Annotated in this window: 21 protein-coding genes; 11 read left to right on the top strand and 10 right to left on the bottom strand. The window is 62.2% G+C overall.

Annotated elements, in window-relative coordinates; translation table 11 throughout:
• The first annotated feature begins 63 nt into the window (after positions 1-63).
• The 3 genes from C493_RS10970 to C493_RS10960 all read left to right on the top strand — a co-directional run bounded on the left by C493_RS10970 (position 64) and on the right by C493_RS10960 (position 2,086).
• Positions 64-528, top strand: a complete 465-nt coding sequence (locus tag C493_RS10970; RefSeq protein ID WP_007259502.1) for a DUF7282 domain-containing protein — start codon at positions 64-66, stop codon at positions 526-528.
• A gap of 65 nt (positions 529-593) precedes the next feature.
• On the top strand, positions 594-1,598 hold the full coding sequence (locus C493_RS10965) for an AAA family ATPase (RefSeq protein ID WP_007259501.1): 1,005 nt from the start codon (positions 594-596) through the stop codon (positions 1,596-1,598).
• Positions 1,599-1,642: 44 nt separating this feature from the next.
• Positions 1,643-2,086, top strand: coding sequence for an acyl-CoA thioesterase (locus C493_RS10960; protein WP_007259500.1), 444 nt, complete (start codon positions 1,643-1,645; stop codon positions 2,084-2,086).
• Positions 2,087-2,164: 78 nt separating this feature from the next.
• Here the strand turns inward: C493_RS10960 and C493_RS10955 are convergent, their stop codons facing one another.
• Complete coding sequence (locus C493_RS10955) at positions 2,165-3,565, bottom strand: hemolysin family protein (RefSeq protein WP_007259499.1); 1,401 nt, start codon at positions 3,563-3,565, stop codon at positions 2,165-2,167.
• Positions 3,566-3,686: 121 nt separating this feature from the next.
• On the opposite strand from C493_RS10955, the gene C493_RS10950 reads away from it, so the two are divergent.
• The 3 genes from C493_RS10950 to C493_RS10940 all read left to right on the top strand — a co-directional run bounded on the left by C493_RS10950 (position 3,687) and on the right by C493_RS10940 (position 5,178).
• Complete coding sequence (locus tag C493_RS10950; protein WP_007259498.1) at positions 3,687-4,010, top strand: glutaredoxin family protein; 324 nt, start codon at positions 3,687-3,689, stop codon at positions 4,008-4,010.
• The gene (locus C493_RS10945; protein ID WP_007259497.1) at positions 4,010-4,525 is read left to right on the top strand and encodes a redoxin domain-containing protein; all 516 of its coding nucleotides are present in this window, start codon (positions 4,010-4,012) and stop codon (positions 4,523-4,525) included. Before C493_RS10950 ends, C493_RS10945 begins: the two co-directional genes overlap by 1 nt.
• A gap of 68 nt (positions 4,526-4,593) precedes the next feature.
• The gene (locus C493_RS10940) at positions 4,594-5,178 is read left to right on the top strand and encodes an L-threonylcarbamoyladenylate synthase (protein ID WP_007259496.1); all 585 of its coding nucleotides are present in this window, start codon (positions 4,594-4,596) and stop codon (positions 5,176-5,178) included.
• A 71-nt stretch (positions 5,179-5,249) separates the two neighbouring features.
• Here the strand turns inward: C493_RS10940 and C493_RS10935 are convergent, their stop codons facing one another.
• The 3 genes from C493_RS10935 to C493_RS10925 form a co-directional block, all read right to left on the bottom strand.
• Positions 5,250-5,609 (bottom strand): hypothetical protein, encoded by a 360-nt coding sequence (locus C493_RS10935; RefSeq protein WP_007259495.1) that lies wholly within the window; start codon positions 5,607-5,609, stop codon positions 5,250-5,252.
• Positions 5,610-5,756: 147 nt separating this feature from the next.
• Entirely contained in the window at positions 5,757-6,443 is a 687-nt protein-coding gene (locus C493_RS10930) for a CRISPR-associated protein Cas4 (protein WP_007259494.1), read from the bottom strand.
• Between the two features lie 200 nt (positions 6,444-6,643).
• Positions 6,644-7,237: a hypothetical protein gene (locus tag C493_RS10925; RefSeq protein ID WP_007259493.1), complete on the bottom strand. Its 594-nt coding sequence runs from the start codon at positions 7,235-7,237 to the stop codon at positions 6,644-6,646.
• A 297-nt stretch (positions 7,238-7,534) separates the two neighbouring features.
• Between C493_RS10925 and C493_RS10920 the strand changes: the two genes are divergently transcribed.
• A complete protein-coding gene (locus C493_RS10920; RefSeq protein WP_049889306.1) occupies positions 7,535-8,119 on the top strand; it encodes a methyltransferase family protein in 585 nt (194 codons plus the stop codon).
• Positions 8,120-8,185: 66 nt separating this feature from the next.
• Positions 8,186-9,106 (top strand): UbiA family prenyltransferase, encoded by a 921-nt coding sequence (locus tag C493_RS10915; RefSeq protein ID WP_007259491.1) that lies wholly within the window; start codon positions 8,186-8,188, stop codon positions 9,104-9,106.
• Positions 9,107-9,179: 73 nt separating this feature from the next.
• Here C493_RS10915 and C493_RS10910 read toward each other — a convergent pair whose 3' ends face one another.
• On the bottom strand, positions 9,180-10,577 hold the full coding sequence (locus C493_RS10910) for a cytochrome P450 (RefSeq protein WP_007259490.1): 1,398 nt from the start codon (positions 10,575-10,577) through the stop codon (positions 9,180-9,182).
• 279 nt (positions 10,578-10,856) lie between these two features.
• Between C493_RS10910 and C493_RS10905 the strand changes: the two genes are divergently transcribed.
• From C493_RS10905 to C493_RS10895, 3 genes are all read left to right on the top strand, one after another.
• Positions 10,857-11,465: a phosphoribosyltransferase family protein gene (locus tag C493_RS10905; protein ID WP_007259489.1), complete on the top strand. Its 609-nt coding sequence runs from the start codon at positions 10,857-10,859 to the stop codon at positions 11,463-11,465.
• A complete protein-coding gene (locus tag C493_RS10900) occupies positions 11,443-12,315 on the top strand; it encodes a UbiA prenyltransferase family protein (RefSeq protein ID WP_007259488.1) in 873 nt (290 codons plus the stop codon). Before C493_RS10905 ends, C493_RS10900 begins: the two co-directional genes overlap by 23 nt.
• A gap of 188 nt (positions 12,316-12,503) precedes the next feature.
• Positions 12,504-14,717: a heterodisulfide reductase-related iron-sulfur binding cluster gene (locus tag C493_RS10895; protein ID WP_049889304.1), complete on the top strand. Its 2,214-nt coding sequence runs from the start codon at positions 12,504-12,506 to the stop codon at positions 14,715-14,717.
• A gap of 207 nt (positions 14,718-14,924) precedes the next feature.
• Here the strand turns inward: C493_RS10895 and C493_RS10890 are convergent, their stop codons facing one another.
• From C493_RS10890 to C493_RS10870, 5 genes are all read right to left on the bottom strand, one after another.
• Entirely contained in the window at positions 14,925-15,662 is a 738-nt protein-coding gene (locus C493_RS10890; RefSeq protein WP_007259486.1) for a type 1 glutamine amidotransferase, read from the bottom strand.
• 132 nt (positions 15,663-15,794) lie between these two features.
• Complete coding sequence (locus C493_RS10885) at positions 15,795-17,036, bottom strand: AMP-binding protein (protein WP_007259485.1); 1,242 nt, start codon at positions 17,034-17,036, stop codon at positions 15,795-15,797.
• A gap of 350 nt (positions 17,037-17,386) precedes the next feature.
• Positions 17,387-18,181, bottom strand: coding sequence for an alpha/beta fold hydrolase (locus C493_RS10880; protein ID WP_007259484.1), 795 nt, complete (start codon positions 18,179-18,181; stop codon positions 17,387-17,389).
• A gap of 116 nt (positions 18,182-18,297) precedes the next feature.
• Positions 18,298-19,152 (bottom strand): ABC transporter permease, encoded by an 855-nt coding sequence (locus C493_RS10875; RefSeq protein ID WP_007259483.1) that lies wholly within the window; start codon positions 19,150-19,152, stop codon positions 18,298-18,300.
• Positions 19,149-20,201: an ABC transporter ATP-binding protein gene (locus C493_RS10870; protein WP_007259482.1), complete on the bottom strand. Its 1,053-nt coding sequence runs from the start codon at positions 20,199-20,201 to the stop codon at positions 19,149-19,151. The genes C493_RS10875 and C493_RS10870 overlap by 4 nt, the downstream gene beginning before the upstream one ends.
• Between the last annotated feature and the right edge of the window lie 548 nt (positions 20,202-20,749).

The following is a 20,749-nucleotide window of genomic DNA, read 5'->3' as shown; positions in this document are numbered from 1 at the left end:
CAGGCTCAGAGATGTGTATAAGAGACAGGCGCCGAGATCAGCTTCGAAGTCGAGACGACCGGTGTGGCACCCGGCGAGCGGACGATCGGCGTCTTCACCGACGGTGACGGCGAACTCGAGTCGATCGACCTCGAGTTCCACACCACCCCCGACGTTTCCGTCGTCGCCGCGTCCGACGACGAAATCACGGCGGACGTCGCGATTCCCGCCGAAGGATTCGTCGCGATCGAAGACGACGACGGCGACGTGATCGGTGCAAGCGACGACATCGATCCCGGCGAGCATAGCAACGTCACCGTCGAACTCGACGATGACGTCGACGTCGCGGACGACGAGGAACTTACCGCCGTCCTCTACGAGGGCGAGTCGGACGACCGCGACGACGCGACGGCGCTCGAGGACGACGACGGCGAGCGCGTCGAATCGACGTTCACGATCGACGCGCTTCCGGACGACGTCGACGAGGATGCCGACGACGGGGATGAAAACGGAGACGAGACCGACGACGAAGACGACGCGGACGACTAGACGCGACCGCCGATCCTCGCTTCCAACCGACCGATTCTTACCCGACCCGACCCTACGGCCGAGCGATGGACGCGCCGCTGTGGACCGATACCCACGCCCCCGAGCTGGCCGAGTTGCCACAGGACGACGCCCGCGAGTACCTAACGCGGGCCGTCGACGAGCCGATCAACCTCCTCCTGCAGGGCCCGCCCGGCAGCGGCAAGACGGCGGCGGCGCGTGCACTCGCCCGCGAGGCACACGCGGACCCGGACAACGACCTGATCGAGATCAACGTCGCCGACTTCTTCGGCCGGACGAAGACGGAGATCAAGAACGATCCGCGCTTCGCACAGTTTCTCGTAGGGCGCTCGTCGTGGTCCAAGCGGGACATGATCAACCACGTCCTCAAAGAATCCGCGAGCTACGCCTCCGTCTCCGGCGAGTACAAGACGATCCTGCTCGACAACGCCGAAGACGTCCGCGAGGACTTCCAGCAGGCCCTGCGCCGGATCATGGAACAACACCACCGAACGACGCAGTTTATCATCGCCACCCGCCAGCCCACGAAGCTCATTCCGCCGATCCGCTCGCGGTGTTTCCCCGTCTCCGTGCGCGCTCCCGCCAGCGAGGAGATCGTGGGCGTCCTCGAGCGCATCGTCGAGGCAGAGGGCGTCGAGTACGACGCGGACGGCCTCGAGTTCGTCGCGGGCTACGCGGGCGGTAACCTCCGGCAGGCGATCCTGGCGGCCCAGACGACCGTCGAGGACGAGGGCGAACTCACGATGCAGGCGGCCTACGAGACCATCGGCGAGGTCGGCCTCGAGGACGAGATCGAGGAGCTGTTAGACGACGCCGAGGCGGGCGAGTTCACGGACGCCCGCAGCACCCTCGACGACCTGCTCGTCGACGAAGGACTCGACGGCGAGGAAGTTCTCGACTCGGTTCTGCGGCTCTCGCGCAAGCGATACCAGGGCGAGAAACTGGCGCGGATGCACCGACTCGCCGCAGATATCGAGTTCGAGATGCAGGAGGGGTCGAGCGATCGGATTCACGTCTCGCACCTGCTGGCCGAACTGGGCCGAGACGCGTAGCTGCCGGCCCGACCGCTTTTTTCCTGTCCCCCGTAGGAGGTGGTATGCCGACCGTCCTCGAGACGCACATCGAGAACCGATTTCGCGTTCAGCCGAACCACGCGAACAACAACGAGACGCTTCACGGCGGGAACCTGATGAAGTGGTTGGACGAGGTCGCCGCGATGTCGGCGATGCGTTTCGCCGGCGAAACCTGCGTCACCGCCCGCGTGAACGAACTCGACTTCGAGCGACCGATCGGGATCGGCGACACGGCGCTGGTCGAAGCGTTCGTTTACGACGCGGGTCGAACGAGCGTCCACGTCGGGCTCCGAGCCTGGCGCGAGGAGCCCCGAACCGGCGAGACGGAGAAAACGACCGAGTCCTCGTTTACGTTCGTCGCCATCGACGAGGACGGGAGCTCGGTTCCCGTCCCCGAGTTGACGGTCGAAACTGACCGCGGACGGGAGCTTCGAGAACGAATGCTCGAGGTCGAAGACGGTACCTGAGAACGAATCGCGATCGAGCGACGCTCGACGACACCGACGACACCGACGACACCGACGACACCGGCGCCCTCACGGCGGTCAGTCCCGGGCTACCGACTCCTCGTCGACTTCGCCGTCCTCGTCGTCGGCGTCCGCTTCGGGCGACTCCTCGAGTTTCCGCAGGCGAGCCTTCATGATCCGGGTGTTCTCGACGTTCTCGACGGTGATGCGGACGCCGTCGTAGGTGATCTCCTCGCCCTCCTCGACGAGCCGGCCCGCGCGGTTGAAGATGAAGCCGGCGATGGTCTCGAACTCCTCGCCCTCGGGGAGGTCGATCTCGAGGGATTCGTTGACGTCCTCGATGTTGACCTCGCCGCGGACGATGACGGTCCGCTCGTCGAGGGACTCGATCGGCTCTTCCTCGCCGGATTTGAGGATCTCGCCGACGATCTCTTCGATCATGTCCTCGACGGTCACCAGCCCCTCGGTGGTGCCGAACTCGTCGATGACGATCGCCATGTGCATCCGGTTTTCGCGCATCTCGGTCAGCAGTTCGTCGACGTTTTTCGACTCGGGGACGTGTAACGTCGGCTGAATGAGGTCCTCGAGTTCGAGGTCTTCGGCGTCGGTCTCGCCGTAGTTGAGATCACGGACGAGATCGCGGATGTGGACGACGCCCTGGACGTTGTCGAGACTGCCTTCGTAAACTGGCACGCGGGCGTGGCCACTCTGAATACAGGTCTCGATCGCCTCGTCGATGTCGGCGTCTTTGGGGACGGCGGTCATGTCGAGTCGAGGCGTCATCACCTCCTTGACGATGGTGTTGTTGAACCGAAAGATGCGCTGGAGCATCTCGTGTTCTTCCTCCTCTAAGACGCCCTCACGCTCGCCGGACTCGATCATTTCCTGGATCTCGTCGCGGGTAACGTAGGGAGACTCGATGGCGCCCGTCGAACCCGTGAGTTTGTTGACCTGCCGCGTGAGGTAGTCGAAGAGGACGATCAGCGGGTAGAGCAGGTACTCCGTGGCCTTCAGCGGCTTCGAGATACGGATCGCCCACGACTCGGTGTTCTCGACCGCGTAGGATTTGGGGACGCTCTCACCGAACAGAAGGACGATGGCCGTGATTCCGAACGTCGCCAGCAGGACGGCCTCGAGCCCGCCGAAATAGAGTCCGAGCAGCGCCGTCGCGATCGAGGACATCGCGATGTTGACGATGTTGTTACCGACCAGAATCGTCACCAGCAGCCGGTGGGGGTCGTCTTTGAGCGCCTTGACCAGCGCCGCGCCCGGCACCTCGTCTTCGACCATCCCCTCGATACGGTGTTTCGGGAGGTTGAACATCGCGATCTCCGAGGAGGAGAAGAAGCCGGAGAGCCCGATGAGGACGACGACGGCGAGGGTGCCGAGAATCGTCACCGTCGACTGCGCTAGCTCGAGCCCGACGACCGGGACTTCGTAGACGGCAAACACGACCTCGAGGGGCGGAGAGAACGCCATTGATGTCGAGCATAACGGCCGGATCGGTTAACCGTTTACCATTTTCCCGTTTCGTGCCGGATTCGCGGTCCAACCCGCCGGCGACGACACGTTTACCCGCTCGTTTCTCGAACACCGTCGTATGGGAGCATCCGCCAGCGACGCCGGTGGCGCACAGATCACGTTCTACCGGCTCCAGGGCTGTCCGTACTGCGAGCGCGTCACCCGACTGCTCGAGGCCTACGACCTCGCGTACCGATCGCGGTTCGTCGACGCGATGCACTCCGAGCGCGACGTCGTCAAACGCGTCGCGGGCGTCCGATCGGTGCCCGTCATCGTCGACGCGGAGACCGGCGCCACGATGGCCGAGAGTGCGAACATTGTCGACTACCTCGAGTCGACCTACGGAGACGGAACGGCCCCAGAGACGGACGCAACCGCGGCTGAAACCGGGGGTGAGGACTGATGCCGGACTTCGACGTCATCGACTTCGACGCCGCAGACTCCCCCGAACGGGGAGAGACGGCGCCCGACTTCACGCGACCGCTGGTCACCGACGAGTTCTGGGAGGACCGCAGCCTCTCCGACGTCGTTGCCGACGAGGGCCGGACGATCCTCGTGTTCACGTCGATGATCGGCGCCTACACCAGCAAGTACGTCTGGGACGAACTCGCCGAGCGCGACTGGTTCGACCGCGCCGACCGCATCGTCGGACTCTCGGCGGCGACGCCGTACGCCATCTCCGCGTTCCTCGACGACAACGACCACCCGTTCGCCGTCTTCGCCGACCCGGCGAACGACGTCGCCGGCGAGTACGGGATCGTTCACGACCTCGACGGAATGGAGGGGATCAGCGAACCACGCATGGCCGTTTTCGTCCTCGAGCCCGACCTGACCGTCGCTGACGCGTGGGTCGCCGACGAGTGGCCCGAGTTCCCGCCCTACGACGACCTCGAGGAACGGTTCGGACTCGAGGCGTAGTCGCACGGCGTCGTCGCCCTCGGAGCAGACGATACATTTTTTGCCGCGATGAGCCGAGTTGGAGCCGAATGAGCGAACTCGACCGTGCGGCGGCCGCGATCGAAGCGGGGGAACTCGTCGTCTACCCCACCGAAACCGTCTACGGCCTCGCCGGGGCCGCGCTCGACGCCGACGCCGTCGAACGAGTGTTCGAGGTGAAGGGACGGGACCGATCGAAGCCGATCTCCGTTGCCGTCCCGTCGGTGCCGTCGGCGCTGCAACACGTCCGCGCGACCGAGCGAGAACGTCGGTTCATGGCGACGTTCCTCCCCGGTCCCGTGACGGTCCTCTGTCGTCGCCGCGAGGACGTTCCGGACGCGCTCACCGCGGGCAACGACCGGGTCGGCGTTCGCGTTCCGGACCACGACCTCGCGCTGGCGCTCTGTGAGCGGGCCGGGACGCCGATCACGTCGACGAGCGCCAACGTTAGCGGCCGGGAGAGCGTTCGCCGCCTCGAGGATCTCGATCCCGAAATCCGCGACGCAGCCGCGGTCGTGCTAGACGGCGGTCGGACCGAGGGGACGGAGAGTACCGTCGTCGACGTCTCGACGGAGACGATCCACCGGCGCGGCGCACTGGCCGACGAGATCGAACGCTGGTTCACGACGCGGTGACGCCGCGTCTCTTCTTTTCGAGCGACTACCCTGACCCGCCGGTGACTCGCCCCGTACCGCTCGCGCGAAAGTCAGTCCGCCGCCTGGTCGTGATCCGCCGTTCCCTGTGGGTTGCCGCGAGCGCCGGACAGAAGATCGAGCGCCTGTCGCGGCAGCGATTCGACGAACCGAAGAATCGCTTTCGGACCGGTTACGGGTCCCGGTGCCCGGTAGAACGCGATCAGCGACCACATCGTCGCGACGCCGATGGAGCCCGCCGCAGAGAAGGTCATACCCATCGTCGCGTAGGTGAACGCGTAGATCGCCCCGATCGTCATCGACGGCACGCTCGAGCCGAGTGGCACACACGCACTCGAGTTTCGAACCGTCGGTGCGAGGAACGCGATCGAGAGGACGCTACCAGCCAGGAAGATGAAGTCTTGCCACACCATCGGTAAAACCCATTACTCGAACTCGAGTAAAAGTCTCTCGGTATCGGCTTGGCCTGACGATCGAAACGTCCGAATACGTTAGTTTCAGGCGCCATTAGCTGTGTTTTCCGTTCGCACGAATTTCCTCGATCACGCTGGATCGCCCCGTCAGTCGAGTCTCAGCAGCGACCGAAGCGTCCGCGTCCGGACGCCACATTGGGCGGCGAACTCGCAGGCGTCGCACTTGGCCCGGTTATCGATTCTGGCTGGCGGGCCATCGAGTTCACGCACCGTCCGCAGCGTCCGGCGATACCGGGCTTTTCGACGGGTCGTCAGGTCGACCGAGCGGATCTCGCCGTAGGCGGGATACTCGAGCCACGCCCGGGTGACCCGCTGTTGGTGTTCCCAGGCCAGCGCCTTCGCGGCCGCGACGGCGTGGACCGACTGCGCCTCCCAGACGCCTTCGTCGGGCGGTTCACCGGTCGAAATCAGGACGGGCTCGAGCGGATCCTCGAGGACCTTGTGAACGATCCCGCGACAGTGGCGACCGGTTGCGAGGACGCCTCTCGCTTCGGGCTCTCGGAACTGGTCCCACCGACCGCACTCGACGAGTCGATCGCGGGTCGCTCGCAGTCGGTCCCGGTACCGACCCGCGGCGACGGCGATCGGTTCGGACTCGAGGGCGCCAGCAGGCGACTCGAGCAATTCATCATATCGATACGCGAGCGCGCGTATCGACTCGACCGCCGGTGGCGGCTCCCGGTCGTACTCGTCGTCGGTTCGCTGGTAGTAACACTTCCGCGGGCAGTAGGCGGCCGTCCGCAGGTCGCTGAAAGGGACGCGAGCTCGAGACACGGACGGTCTGGCCGTCCCTTGGTATAAAAAGCCTCGTCCAAAAACGGAGGACGCGTAGCTATCCGCGAGTTGAATATCTGTGCTGTATGCCGTAGACGATTGTACCGAGCGCGAGCGAAGCGAGCGCTCGGCCTTTTTTCATCGAAGTTTTTGCTCGAGCGGTCGGCCTTCGGCCGACCCGAGAGGAAAAAGTTCGGTTCTTAGAACTCCACGTCCGTCTCCATGCCCTCCGTCGCGTCCTCGAGGCCGTCTTCGCGGACGTCGGTGGTCATGCGCTCGGAGAGTTCGGAGTCGGCGAGGACGCTGTCGAACTCGTCGCGGTAGCGGTCGTTTGCGGTCCGGGACTCGTCTTCGGCGGCGGCGATGCGGCGGTAGCGCCGAATCTGAGTTTCGTCGACGTCGTACTCGTCGGCGAGGGTGGCGTCGTCCTCCTCGCGGTTGCGGATCGCCGCGAGGTCGACCTCGTCGGCGTCGTCCTCGTCGACGAGGTGCAACGCCATTCGGGCTTCGAAGACGGTTTCGGGCTCGACGCCGAGCGCGTCGGCGATCTCGGCGTCGCTGTCGCCTTCGTAGAAGGACTTCGCGACCGTGATGAGCTCGTCGTCCGACAGCGAGACGTCGTCGAACCCGTACCGTTCGCGCATCTGCTGGACGACGCTCTCGAGGCGCTCTTCGGTCGACCGCTCGTCGCGCTCGAGCGACCCGCGGGTGTCTTCTTGCGATTCGGTGACGGTCTCTTCGCCGTCGGTGACGTCGGTGAAGATATCTCGGAGTTCCTCGGTTTTGTCGTTCATGAGTGGACACTCCCGACGGGCGGCTATTTAAGGCTGTTGCCGTGTAGCCTTGGTACGGATGCGGACACTATCGAGGTGTCACCGGGCTCGAAAACGCGCGAGAATCGTAACCTGCGTTCGACGTCGTAAGCGTTGCCATAGCCGAAAATCCCTTCGACGGCTCAGTCGATCATTCGAGTTCGCCGGGACGGACTGGGGACGTCTACTCATTCTTGATCCGTACTACGACGACGGCGAACGTGATTGTTGCCCAGTTCAAAATTTTTATTTATGTAATATTCAGATTAATGTATACGAATGGACGAAGTGTTTGTCGCTGGGCTCGGCGCACAAATAGTGCTACTCGTCGGTATCGTCGGAACGGTGGTCAGCGACTCGTTTTCCTTTTGGCCGCCGGGCGACAGAGACTGGCGCTTCTGGACGTACTGGACGGCGAGTACGATCTTCACCGGGTCGGTTCTGGTGCTCGCGGTTCTGAATAGCGGGACCCTCGCGATACCACTGTGGATCAGATACGCCGGCGGTGCCGTTCTCGCGTTCAGTGTGGTATTCACCGCGGTCTCGGCGTACTATATTCGAACCGCAACGCTCGGACTCGAGGGGCAGTTGTACACCGGCGGTGCGTACCGATACACGCGGAATCCACAGTACGTCGGGTTCATCGGGGTCGCAGTGGGACTGATAGCGACGGCGGCCGCGGAGCTACTCGTTCCGCTGTTGACGCTCTGTATTGCCTGGCTGTGGATCCACCCTCGTCCCGAGGAAACGTGGTTGGCAGAGCAGTACGGGGGCGAGTACGAGGAATACTGCGAAAACGTTCCCCGATTCGTCGACAGTCGGACCTTCCGTCGGCTTCTCGAGGACGTGCAAGACCGGAGCTGAGCCGAACGGTGATCGAGCCATCAATAATCATTAATAATATAAATGATTGATTTATATCTATAGCACATGGAAGGTATATCGAACCAAGCGGTCCTCAATGCAGCGTTCGTGCTACTCGTCGGGATTTACTTCGCCTGGTCGACTGAAACGGCATTCCTGACGGTGCGACGAATATCGAAAATGCTCCCGATCACGCTCGCGTGGGTTGCGTTGACCGGGGTTGGAATCGTGGTGGCGATGAAACCGATCGGTCCCGGGGGCATGGAATGGAGTAATCTCGTCGGAGTGATTATCGCGATGACGCTCGCACACTGGGGGCAATGGTTCATAAACGATATCACCGACAAAGAGATCGATAAGGAGTCCAACGCCGACAGGGCCACCACACAGGGACTCATTTCGGAACGTGAAGCGATTGCCGTCGGAGTGACGTTGATGGGATTCGCCGTCGCATATGGCGCCACCGTCAACTACCTCGGATTCCTGAGCACACTGGCGTGGGTTCTCGCCGCGATGGTATACACGGTCCCGCCGATTCGTCTAAAAAACGGAGCGATCTCGAGTCTCCTCTGTTTCGGTATCGGCGGATTCCTCTCCGTAATCCTCGGTAGTGCGGCCGTCGGAACCTCTCTATCGGCCGATGCGTGGCAAATAGCGACGGTGTTGGCGCTCGTAATTATCCTTACGATCTCGTACCAGGACCTCAAAGACGCAGAGCACGATGCGAAAGCCGGTGTCGATAATCTCGTCGTTCGCTACGGGAAAGACCGCCTCACCAGAATACTGGTCGTCGCGTTGCCGTCTACGTTCGTTCTTACCCCAATACTGTTCGGCGTCTACTACGTCGTCCCGTTTTTCGCCGTTCTCGGCGGGTTCGGGTCGTATATTCTCTGGTCGTGGGACGGGGGAGAGGCTACGGACCGCGCTGTCACGGTCATCAACGCAGTGTTTTTCGTTTCGTTTGCAGTCGCGTTCTATCTGTCGTAGCTCCGTCGTACGCGCGATCTCTATCTATCGATCTCTATCTATCGGTATTTTAGCGCGTTAATGCGCGAAACCGTTATCGGTCACGGACATGGACCCGAAGCTTGACCGGACCCGGATCGAGTGAAACCTTCCACGTGGGGTCGATAGACTCAGTGACGGGTTCGAATTCCATTCGGCGGACCATTGTCGCGAGTACGAGTTGTAATTCGGTCATGGCAAATCGCATGCCAATACAGTGACGCGGTCCACCTCCGAACGGGAAGTACGCGTACTCGGGCCTGTCACGGTTCCAATCGCCGTTCTGTTCCGCCTCCGGAAGCCACCGATCCGGACGGAACGATTCGGCATCGTGCCACCAGCGTTCGTCCAGATGAACAGAAGACAACGGTAACTGGAGGGTCGACTCCGGCGAAATTCGATATCCCCCGAGCGTGGTCGGTTCGTGGGGCTGACGGTGAATGAAGGGAAACGGTGGATACAGACGCATCGACTCGTTGATTACGGCTTCCGAGAGCGTCAGTGAACCGAGGTCGTCGATCGTCGGGTCGTGGTCTCCACAGACGGTATCGACTTCGCACGCGAGACGCCGCTGGGTCGCGGGATTATTGGCGATTAGCCAGCAGGAATACGTCAGTGCGGTTGCGCTCGTCTCGTGTCCGGCGACGAGAAACTGAACGAGTTGATCGGACACTGCGCTCGGCGAGAGCTTCGTGCCGTCGGGATACTCGGCCATCGCGAGCAGCGAAAGCAGATCGTCACTTTCCGTTTTCGACTCGCGATGGTCGTGGACGAGCGATTCAACGAGGGCGTCGAGGTCGGCCATCGCTCGATCGAATTTCCTTTCCGGTTTGCTCGGCAGCCACGACGGGAGTGCTGCTCGGACGCCGAGCATCTCGGCGTCGACGTACTCGCCGAGGGCATGAACCATCCGAACGACGACGTCCGCGCGCTCGTCGTCGAGATCGAGATCGAGCAGCGATCGGGTCAGCACACCCAGGGTGAGCATGGACAGTGCGTCTCGAACGTTCACGACCGTTCCGTCGGCCCACCCTTCGACTAGCCGGACCGTCTCATCGACCATGTCGGCCGCGTACGATTCGATCCGTTTCGGCGTGAACAGTGACTGCAGAAGACGCCGCTGCCGCTGCCAGTCACTACCCTCGGCGTAGAACACGCCGTCTGGGGCGACGATATCACCGAACTCACTCTCGAACTCTCCTTTCCAGAACTCGTCGTCACGGGAAACGAGAACAGCCTCGACGAGTTCGGGATTCGAGACCGCCACGAACTCGCGACCGAATGCCTCGTAGCTCGCGACGTCTCCGTACTCACCGATCGATCGGACGAAGTCGAGCGGATCACGGACGAACGATACCGTACTCCCGATGACCGGTAATCCGTCGGGACCGGGTGGTCGGTCAACAGCGTTTGCCGCAGGTTCCGTATTCTTCCTTGCGTGTGTTCTCGTCATCGGCAATTAGTTCGTCCCAAACCGATTTCTACTAACTATATAGTTATTTTGAGTTTTATATTACAGCATGGATGTATATGTTCCGGTGGGGCAATGCTGGCGTTCACTCCACGACGGAGCTGTGGGAGAGTCTACTCCGACCGTCGTCTCGCGACCCAGTTCACGGATGGGAGTCGCTGGTTGCCAGCCCGCTTGTCCGGCCGACATATAAATCCGTACTATATTATATTCAATTATAATAGAAAAATATTTAAACAAACATATTATTCTTTGTGCGTAATGTCGGTGAAACACACCGAGTTGGATTTAGAAGCAGCTACGGAACAAATTACCGCGGTCTACGAGAGCGCTGACGTAACCCATTCGGGTGAGCACGCGACGACGGTCAATCAGTTAACCGACCAGCTTCCGGCACTGCAGCCCCGGACACTCGAGGCGGCGAGAGCGTTGCTTTCGGCGTCGGGCTCGTTCAACGTCGACAAACTCGCAGTCGAAGAGGACAAGGGACTTCCGTTCGGAGTACTGATCGCACGGGAGTATTCGCTGCCACTCGCGGTCGCTCGCTGGTATACGTACGAGATAAATGCCGACCGTCAGTCAGCGGTCGACATCGATTCCGAGTACTTTTCGGGTGACCTCTACCTGAATGGCATCGAACCGGGCGACGCGGTCGCGATCGTCGACGACACGATTAGTACCGGTGGGACGATGATCGCGATGATCAAGGCCATCGAGAAGGCTGGTGCAACGGTTGAGGAAGCCCACTGCATCGTCGAAAAGACGCGAAAAAACGGCGTCGATCGCGTCGCGGAGGAGACCGGGATCGAGGTAACGACATCGATCGCTATCGAGATCGAGGGGAACAATGTCAACGTCGTCGACGAGTGACGCGTTCCGCGCGTTCGTGACGTTCAATCGGGTGACACCGATCCGCTACTTCGCGATCGACGTGGTCCTGTTCGGGTTGCCCCTGGCGATTACCGTCCAGGACGGCGGACTCGACCTCACTGCAGGGATCGCGTTCGCGAGTATGCTCCTCGTCCGTGGTAGCATCCTCACTCACGACGACTATTTCGACGCTGAATCCGACGCGATCGAGAAACCGTACCGTCCGATCCCGTCGGGGCTGGTCACCAAAACGCAGGCGTTCTGGATGGGGGCTGCGATGCTCGCCGGCGGACTGGGACTGGCGGCGCTCGTCGGGCAATCGTTTCTTGCGGCCGCGACGCTCCTGTACGTGATCTTGATCGCGGACCCGCTCGTCTTCAACCATCTGGACGTCACCGGCATCTCGACGCTCGTGACGGTGACTAGTATTTCGATGTTCAGCGTGATGGGTTGGACCGTCTACGGCGGACTCACGGCCGGATTGGTGGCGATCTTCGCTGCGACATGGCTGTGGGACATCTGTCACGATACGATCGGTGCGTATCTCGACAGCGACGGTGACCGACGCGCTGGCATAGCCTCGCTCGGGCGCGATTTCTCACGGGCCGCAGTCGCGGGGACGATCGCTGTAAGTCTCACCGTCTCGATGGCGATTCTGCTCGGCTTCTTTCATCAGGGACTCCCGTCGATCGTTCTCCCGGTGGTGCTGCTCGCCGGGACGCTGGTCGCGACGTTCTCCTTCGGGAGAAATCGTGTTGGTCCGACGACGGTCCGGCATGCCGTCGAGTGGTACGTCGTCGGAAGCTATGCGTGGCTCGGACTGTTTTACCTCGTCGACGTCCCGCTGTGAGTACGACTCTCGACCGAGTCCATTTCACCGACGACGTATTGGTTTATATTTAACAGTACTATTCTGAACGTCTGAGTGTCTATCCATTATGAACTAAGAATAGATGGAACGTTTTCGATAGACGGCGTCGGATCGAGAATTGGTTCGGTGTAACAAGAATTAAGTCACAGCACACCACGTCATTGTACATGAACGTCATAGCACAGTCGGATGTGGGGAGAGAAACCTATCTGGGTATAAGCAGCGTCGGCTACGCGCTGTTTTATCTCCTCGTTGTAATTACGCTTTCCGTCCTCGCGTACGGCATTTACCGGCGTTTCAGCCGGTACGCTCAGGGGGACGACGATCCGTTCACGCGGCTTGACGATCTACCAGGTCGTATCGTTGGCGCAGCAAGGACCGTCATCACTAACGAGAAGAATTTCAACAGAGACCTCTACGGCGGTCTGATGCACTCATTTATTCTCTGGGGATTTCTGACGTTGTTCATCGCAACGTTGATTATCGGATTCCAGTTGTACGCGACGGATAATTTCTTCGACTATCAGTTCTGGCAGGGCGACTTCTACCTCTCCTACCAGTTTATCGTCGACGCGATGGGCCTGCTCTTTGTTGTCGGGATCGGGATGGCGATCTACCGGCGCTACTGGGTCCGTAATCACCGCCTCTGGGGTCGTCACACCTCCAACGAGGACGACATCTTCATCTGGACGCTGTTCGGTCTCGGCGTCGGTGGCTTCCTCCTCGAGGGCGCCCGTATCTACGCGACGGGCATGCCCGACCACGAGGTCGTCAGTTTCGTCGGCTATGGAATCGCGATGGTGTTCCATGCGATCGACGTGCCGACGACCGGTGCCGCGGTCGAGGCGACGCTCAACGGCGCCGACTACAGTGCGGTGAGCGACCTCGGTTACAACGCCGAAACGATTCACTGGCTGTTCTGGTGGTCTCACTCGCTGCTGGCGCTGTTTTTCATCGCGTGGATCCCCTACGCCAAGCCGTTCCACATGATCTCATCGTTCGCCAACGTCGTCACGGCCGACGAGAAGGCGGGCAAGCGCCTGCCGAACGTCCCGTCGGACCTCGACGCGACGAACGCCGAGTCCATCGAGGACTTCACCTGGAAGGAAATTCTCGATCAGGACGCCTGTACGAAGTGCGGTCGCTGTTCGTCGGTCTGTCCCGCGAAGGCTTCCGACCGACCGCTCGATCCACGAAACGTCATCCTCGATCTGAAGAAATACCGTGAGGACCTCGACGCCGGCGGCGAGGAGAAGCCGATCATCGCCGACGGCGGCACGTCCGTGATCAACACCGAGACGATGGAGTCCTGTATGGCCTGTATGGCCTGTATGGACGCCTGTCCGGTCGACATCGAGCACCTGCAGTCCTTCACTCGACTCAACCGCCAGATGACCGACCAGGGCGACGTCGCCCCCAGCATGCAGGACGTCTTCCAGAACGTCATGCAAAACGGCAACACGTTCGGAGACTCCCCACGCAACCGGGGCGACTGGAGCGACGACCTCGAGTTCGACGTCACCGACGCCCGCGAGGAGGAAGTCGACTACCTCTGGTACGTCGGCGACTTCCCGAGCTACGACGAGCGCAACAAGCAGGTCGCCCGCTCGCTGGCGACCATTCTGAAGGAAGCTGACGTCAGCTTCGGCATCCTCTTCGACGACGAGAAGTTCGACGGTAACGACATCCGTCGCGTCGGCGAGGAACTGCTCTACGTCGAACTGGCCGGCCACCACGTCGAGACCTGGGAGGACTGCGAGTTCGACAAGATCGTCTGTACGGACCCTCACTCCTACAACACGTTCAAAAACGAGTATCCGGAACTCAACTTCGACGAGTTCGCCGACGACCCGATGATGCCCTTCGAGTACGACGAGCAGTGGAACGAAGACGGCGAGATCGAGGTCTACCACTGGACCCAGGCCGTCGAGGAACTCGTCTCCGATGGCAAACTCAACCTCGATGGGACCGAACTCGACTACACGGTCACCTACCACGATCCGTGTCACCTCGGCCGGTACAACGACGAGTACGAGGCCCCGCGCGAACTCATCAAAGCGACGGGCTGTGAACTCGACGAGATGCCCCGCAACCGCGACAACTCCTTCTGTTGTGGCGGCGGCGGTGGCGGCCTCTGGATGGACTTCGAAGAGGAGCCCAAGCCCAGCGAAGAACGGATTCGGGAAGCCCTCGAGGACACCGACAACGGCCCCGACGTCGAGAAGTTCGTCGTCGCCTGTCCGATGTGCATGACGATGTACGAGGACGGTCGCAAGACCGGCGGCTACGAAGCGGAGATCGAAATCGTCGACGTCGCCGAACTCATCGTCGAGGCTATCGGCGCCGAAGAGAAGGCAAACCTCGAGGTCGCGGCCGACTGAACTCCCCGAGTCAGGCCGGACCCGATTGAACTGCGCTGATTCTTTTTGAACCGACGGAGTCGGACTCGAGCGAGCGGAGCGTCACACGCCGTCGACTGTCGTTGGATCGATTCGATCACGAAACCATCGAGATCCAGCGTCGGAACTGAGTACGACTCGATACCGCTGTGTTCGGCGGATGCGAGGAGACGAATCGAAAATAGACCGTCAGTCAGAACAGCCAAGCGACGCCGACGCATCGGCGCTGGCGTCGGCGGAGACGTCGACCGCGTTCACCTCGCGGACGAACTCGAGGAAGTTGTCGAAGACGAGTTTCGCCTCGCAGGCCCTGCGGTAGTTCTCCTCGGTGATCTCCTCGAGGACGGACTGGCGGCGTTCGTCGGAGAGGTCCTTTCGCTGGACGAGTTCGCGGGCGGTTTTGGTATCGTACTCGGGGTGGAACTGCACTCCGAAGACGCGGTCCTTGCGGAAGCCGTGGTTGGAGTAGTGGTTCTCGGCGATCGGCTCGGCGCCGGGCGGGAGTTCGTCGACCTCGTCGGAGTGGCTGGTAAAGGCCGTAAACTCCTCGTCGATGCCGTCGAACAGCCGCGACGCTCCGAACTGTTCGACCCGGCTGTAGCCGACCTCGTAGGCGCCCATATCCGCGACGGTGCCGCCGAGGACGTCCGCCAGCAGCTGGTGACCCCAACAGACGCCGAGGAACGGAAGTCCGTGATCGATCGCGTCCGACACCCAGTTTTTGACCGGCTGCATCCACTCTTCGTCCCAGTACACCGACGCTCGAGAGCCGGTGACGACCGCGCCGTCGTAGTCGAAATCGTCCGGCACCACGCCGCTTGCGGCGTCGAACTCGGAGATCGAGGCGTCGAGTTCGCGCCGAAAGTTTCGCGTCGTGTTCTCGTCCCGTTGGGCCGCGTTCAGGACGGCAATACGGAGCTGACTCATTCGTCCCCTACTGACGACTCGGGGAAGATAGGCCTTCTGTCCCGGACCGGCATTGCCGCAACTTCCGACGGCGAGTCGACCGTCGCGATTCGCGGTTCGCAGGTCGTCGTATCTGTCTCCCGACGGGCTCGTTCACGGCAGGTGGTAGTTTCCGTCCGCGTCGCGCCGGACCGTCTCCTCGAGCGTGATCCGCCCCTCTTCGAAGCGACCGCGATCGTTCTCGTCGTCGGTACCGGCAGCGTTTACGTAACCGTCGGCCAGAGTGGGCCCCGAAAGCTGGAGTCTCCCCTCGGCTTCCGCTTCGTCCTCCGCCTCGAGGACGGCCCCGTCCGAATCGACCAGTCGAACGCGACAGTCCGGCATCGGGGGGCCGACGGCGGTTGTGTCGGCTGCTTCGGCTTCGGATCCGGGCGCTGGATCCCGGTCGCTCGGCGACACCGACTGGCCGAACACCGTCGGACACTCGAGGCGGCCGAACGCACGCGCGAGCGCCACGCCCCGCTCGCGATATGCCGTCCGAACGTCGTCTCCGTCGAGCGCCCCCTCGTAGACGACGCGCTGGAGGGTGTCGACCGCCGCGTCGAAGTCGGATTCGGCCGCGAGGTCCCGGACCGTCCGTCCGCGACCGAGGAGGACGGTCGCGTTCTCGGCCTCGATGGCGGTCAGCGCGTCGCCGGGATCGAACGCCCGGTCGAGCAACACCGTTGCGCCGACGTAGAGCAACGGGAGCGCGGCACGAACGAGGCCGTCCGGACTCGAGAGCGGCGCCGTCAGCGGCGCGACGTCGGCGGCCGAAAGCCCCCAGGCGACGAGTGCGGCGCAGCAGTTTCGCTCGAGGGCGTCCGCGGAGTATTTCGCGACCGGACGACCGTCGTCGCCGTGGAGCAACAGGAGCGGCGCGTCGGCGGCGAAATCGCGACCGCGCGCTTCGCGGTCGGGCACGTCTTCGCGGTCCGCATCGGCCAGTTCCTCGAGGGTCACCGTCCGGTCGTAGGGGATCGATCGCACGAGGTCCCGCTGGGCGGCCTCCGAGACGACGAGGTCGGGATCGACGATTTCGAACGGTCGCTCGACCGAGGCGGGCGTCAGCCAGTGGGAGATCGGAAATAGCGTGGCCTCGAGTCGGCGGCAGGCAAAGAGCGACGCGAGCGAGGCGACGCGGTTGCGGGTCACGAGGCAGACGACGTCGCCCGCCCCAACGCCGAGCGCCGAGAGGTGTTCGGCGGTTCGCTCGGCCATCCTCGAGAGTTCGCCGTAGGAAACGCGGTTCTCGTGGATCGTCTCCGCGGGGGCGTACAGCCGCTCCTCGGAGATATCGACGACCGCCGTCCGCTCCGGAAACCGTTCCGCGCGGCGTGCCAGCGAGAGCGTCACGGTAGCACGTGCGACGCCGACATCCCTCAAAGCTAGGGGCTCGAGCGCAAGCACGGGCGTCGCGTTGTGCTCCGATCACTTCGGCGCGCTGAACCGGGATGAGCGAAAGCGAATCCCGGTTCGAAGCGCGAGGGATGAGTGAGGGAACGCGAGCGCGGCGCGAAGCGCCGCGAAATGGCGACCGGTCGAAGACCGTGAGCCAGTGACCGAGCGAATCGGTTGGGGAGGACGTGGCACTCCCCATTGCCACGATTGCAGCGGATGGTCTCACCTTGTAGAGGCGTCGTTCTCATCCTCGAGTCCGAACGACACCGTTGACTCGAGTCCGCGACTCCCTCTCGAAAGAGAATTCATTCATCGTCAGTCCGGTTCTCGAGAAAGCCCAACAACAGATCGTTGACCGTCCGCGATCGCTCGATGAAACAGAGGTGACCGGCGTCCTCGAGACCGACGAACTCCCCGCGTGGCAACCCGTTCGCCAGGTCCTGGCCCGCCGAGGCCGGGACCAGTTCGTCCGCCTCGCCGTGAATCACCCGCGTCGGCTGCGTCACCTCGACCAGCCAGTCCGTCGCGTCGAAGCCCTCGAGCGCCGCCGTCTGCGCCTCGAACTCCGCGTAGTCGGCGTCGCCGTCGGCTCGCCAGTCGACGATGCCCTCCCGAACATCGGGCTGGGATTCGAGGAAGTCCGCGGAGAGGCCGGCCGCGAGCGACTCGTCGAGCGCGTCTCGATCGTCCGGCGACGCGTACAGCGGTTCGAGGTCGAACGCCTCGCCCCGAGCGGCGGTCCCGAACAGCGTCAGCGTCCGCACGCGACTCGAGGTTCGGGCGGCCTGCAACGCGATGGCCCCGCCGAGACCGCAGCCGACGAGGTGGGCGTTCCGGAAGCCGCAGTCGACGAGAACCGCCTCGAGGTCGCCGACGAGCGTCTCGAGGGAGTACGGTCCGTCGGGGGCGTCCGAGCGGCCGGTGCCGCGCAGGTCCCAGACGACGACCTCGTGGGGGCCGGCCAGCGCGGCGTGTTGCCAGCCCCACAGCCAGCCGCCGAGGCCGGCTTCGGTGACGAAGACGACGGGGGCCGCTCTCTCGTTTCCCTCGCCCGCGCGGTCGTAGTACAGCGAGATGGCTCCGTTCGTCGCGGTGGGCATGACTGACTCGAGGGGACGAAGCGAGGCGAGCGTTTCGATTTTTGGCCGAGGCCGTCTTCGACGGAGGATCTCTCGTGTGGTCTCGACGGAATGGCGGCGAACCGAGCCGCCCAGCCTCAGTAGTGGCCCATCACACCGCGTTTTCGGGCGACGTGCGAACAGAGCTGGAACACGACGTACCCGATGGAGAAGTAGACGACGGCGGTTCCGACGAGAACGGCGAGCTCCACCGCCGAAAACTCCCACAGACGGACGCCGTTTCGCATCGCCTCCTGTAACATCGCAGATCCCTGGGTGATCGGCAGGAGATTCAGCACGGAGAACTCCGCCGCAGGCGCGGCGACGAGCCCGAGAATAACGAACTGCATGAGCTGTGAGACGCTCCCGAGTTTCTTGTAGATGAGCGTCAGTCCGGCGAAGACGAACCCGATACCCACCACCGAGAGCAACGCCAGGACGGCGATCGGAAGGACCGTAATCACGTCGAGCGAGAGCGTTCGGCCGGTCGTGAGGAGAATCAGCGCCAGCATGATCCCGCCCATGACGAGGCTCAAGAGCATGTTCACGAAGACCTTCGTGAGCATGATCGTTCCGAAGCCGTACGGAGACATGTACAGTTGCTCGAGCGTCCCCCAGCGCGACTCTTGAGTCACTTCACCCGAGAGACTGAAGTACGCGCTCTGGGCCATCGTCCAGAGGAACCAGCCGACGATGAGCGCGTCGAGCGTCGATCCGAGCGAACCGATTCCACCCTCGCCGACGTTCTCGACGGCAGCCTGTCCGCCGAAGAAGATGACCGCGAAAAAGAGGTACATCCCCACGATCTGTGCGACGAAATTCACGCGGTACCTGACCATGAGCAGGAAATTCATGCGGAGGATTGTCCACACTAACAGCAACACGCCGGCGTCCCGCTCGTCAGGTTGCGCTCCGTCGGCGGCCGCGGCGTCGTCGACCGTCGGTGCACTCATCGAGGGCCACCGCTAGCTGCTTGTGCCACCGGTGTCTCCGTCGGCCGTTCGTCCTCCTCGTCGTCGGTAATTCGAAGAAAAACCTCCTCGAGGTCGGGTTCGACGGTGTCGAACGCCTCTACCGCCGCCCCGATCGCACGAAGCGATTCGACCAGCGAGTAAAAATCGTCACCGGTGACGTGGGCCTGAAACGTCGTCGACCCGCGTCGCCGATCGAAATCGGTGAGATCGAACGCAGTCTCGAGTCGCCGACGGTCGGCGTCGTCCAGTTCGCCTTCGACGGTTACTTCGTACGCCTGCGTGTCGAACAGATCCAGTAAATTTCCGACCGTGTCGTCGGCGACGATCTCGCCGTCGTTCATGATGATGACCCGGTCGCACACGTCCTGAATCACGTCCATATCGTGGCTGCACAGCAACACGGTGATTCCGTCGTCCTCGACGAGTCGACGAAGCTCGCGACGCAACTCGAGCGAGCTTTCGACGTCGAGGCCGAGCGTCGGCTCGTCGAGAACGACGACGTCGGCGTCGCGAGCCATCGCCGTCGCCAGCGAAACCTTCTGTTTTTGCCCCCGCGAGAGTTCGCGAACGACGGTATCGGCTTTGTGGTCGATGCCGAACTGCTCGAGGAGGTCGTCGATTCGGTCGCCGCGTTCGCGGTAATCGAGTCCTGCGATAACTGAAAAGATCTCGAGATTCTCACGAACGGTGAGCCGCCAGTAGGTGTTTCGTGCTCCCTCGAGCATCGCACCCATGTGGCGAAACGCCTGCTTCGGTTCCTTGTGGACGTTGATACCCTCGACGTAGATGTTTCCTTCCGACGGGAAGATCAACGACAGGAGCGACTTGATCGTGGTCGTCTTCCCCGCGCCGTTCGGTCCGAGAATGCCGACCGCGGTCCCCCGTTCCACGTCGAAGCTCACGCCGTTTACGGCTTGCACCGCGTCGTCTCCGCTCCCGTACTCCTTCTCGAGGTTCGAGACCGAAACAGCGGATTCGGCGTTCGCATCGCCCCCGGTTACCGGATTCGATCCTTCGGCAGAGACCATTATACGTTCTCCCGGGTGCACCGAAGATAAAAAACTTTTCTATATTGTCAGGTATGATGAAGTGGCCTGCTACTGCTTGAAACGGCGTCATGCGTCGTCGTTACCGACTCTGCGTTTTGTTCGTGAGAGAACTACCTGACCTGCTCGTGTTGTGGCGGATATGATTTAAATGTAACACGATACAGAAAACTTTAGTATCTTTGACCAATCACCATTGATCGCTTATGGCACGATACCGTTTGTATCAAGTCATGGTGGAGGTGAGACCAGTATGAACATCTTATCGCCAAAGGTGGTCGGCGCATGCTTGGCCAGCACCGCGTGCAAGTCCGGTGCTGCGGGTGCCGCAGCGGGCGCCGCGACCGTCGTCGGACTTCGTGAAGGTGCGTAACTATCCCTTACCAGAACATCCCACAAAATCATGAACGTACTCGCTGCCCCCGTCGCTGCCGCCGCTTTCGCCGGCGGATTCGTTGGTGGTGCTACCGCGACCAACGAATTGTACGACGCCTATCACGGCGACGGCGTAACCGACTAACAGTCGTATC

The sequence above is a fragment of the Natronolimnohabitans innermongolicus JCM 12255 genome (assembly GCF_000337215.1).
Taxonomy (GTDB): domain Archaea; phylum Halobacteriota; class Halobacteria; order Halobacteriales; family Natrialbaceae; genus Natronolimnohabitans; species Natronolimnohabitans innermongolicus.
The sequence above is the reverse complement of the archived record's forward strand: the minus strand, read 5'-3'. Positions and strand labels throughout refer to the sequence as shown.

Excerpts from the sequence above, each read along its gene's own strand:
- C493_RS10965 (WP_007259501.1), top strand. The coding sequence starts at position 594 with ATGGACGCGCCGCTGTGGACCGATACCCACGCCCCCGAGCTGGCCGAG.
- C493_RS10960 (WP_007259500.1), top strand. The coding sequence starts at position 1,643 with ATGCCGACCGTCCTCGAGACGCACATCGAGAACCGATTTCGCGTTCAG.
- C493_RS10955 (WP_007259499.1), bottom strand. The coding sequence starts at position 3,565 with ATGGCGTTCTCTCCGCCCCTCGAGGTCGTGTTTGCCGTCTACGAAGTC.
- C493_RS10950 (WP_007259498.1), top strand. The coding sequence starts at position 3,687 with ATGGGAGCATCCGCCAGCGACGCCGGTGGCGCACAGATCACGTTCTAC.
- C493_RS10945 (WP_007259497.1), top strand. The coding sequence starts at position 4,010 with ATGCCGGACTTCGACGTCATCGACTTCGACGCCGCAGACTCCCCCGAA.
- C493_RS10940 (WP_007259496.1), top strand. The coding sequence starts at position 4,594 with ATGAGCGAACTCGACCGTGCGGCGGCCGCGATCGAAGCGGGGGAACTC.
- C493_RS10935 (WP_007259495.1), bottom strand. The coding sequence starts at position 5,609 with ATGGTGTGGCAAGACTTCATCTTCCTGGCTGGTAGCGTCCTCTCGATC.
- C493_RS10925 (WP_007259493.1), bottom strand. The coding sequence starts at position 7,237 with ATGAACGACAAAACCGAGGAACTCCGAGATATCTTCACCGACGTCACC.
- C493_RS10920 (WP_049889306.1), top strand. The coding sequence starts at position 7,535 with ATGGACGAAGTGTTTGTCGCTGGGCTCGGCGCACAAATAGTGCTACTC.
- C493_RS10915 (WP_007259491.1), top strand. The coding sequence starts at position 8,186 with ATGGAAGGTATATCGAACCAAGCGGTCCTCAATGCAGCGTTCGTGCTA.
- C493_RS10910 (WP_007259490.1), bottom strand. The coding sequence starts at position 10,577 with ATGACGAGAACACACGCAAGGAAGAATACGGAACCTGCGGCAAACGCT.
- C493_RS10905 (WP_007259489.1), top strand. The coding sequence starts at position 10,857 with ATGTCGGTGAAACACACCGAGTTGGATTTAGAAGCAGCTACGGAACAA.
- C493_RS10900 (WP_007259488.1), top strand. The coding sequence starts at position 11,443 with ATGTCAACGTCGTCGACGAGTGACGCGTTCCGCGCGTTCGTGACGTTC.
- C493_RS10895 (WP_049889304.1), top strand. The coding sequence starts at position 12,504 with ATGAACGTCATAGCACAGTCGGATGTGGGGAGAGAAACCTATCTGGGT.
- C493_RS10890 (WP_007259486.1), bottom strand. The coding sequence starts at position 15,662 with ATGAGTCAGCTCCGTATTGCCGTCCTGAACGCGGCCCAACGGGACGAG.
- C493_RS10880 (WP_007259484.1), bottom strand. The coding sequence starts at position 18,181 with ATGCCCACCGCGACGAACGGAGCCATCTCGCTGTACTACGACCGCGCG.
- C493_RS10875 (WP_007259483.1), bottom strand. The coding sequence starts at position 19,152 with ATGAGTGCACCGACGGTCGACGACGCCGCGGCCGCCGACGGAGCGCAA.
- C493_RS10870 (WP_007259482.1), bottom strand. The coding sequence starts at position 20,201 with ATGGTCTCTGCCGAAGGATCGAATCCGGTAACCGGGGGCGATGCGAAC.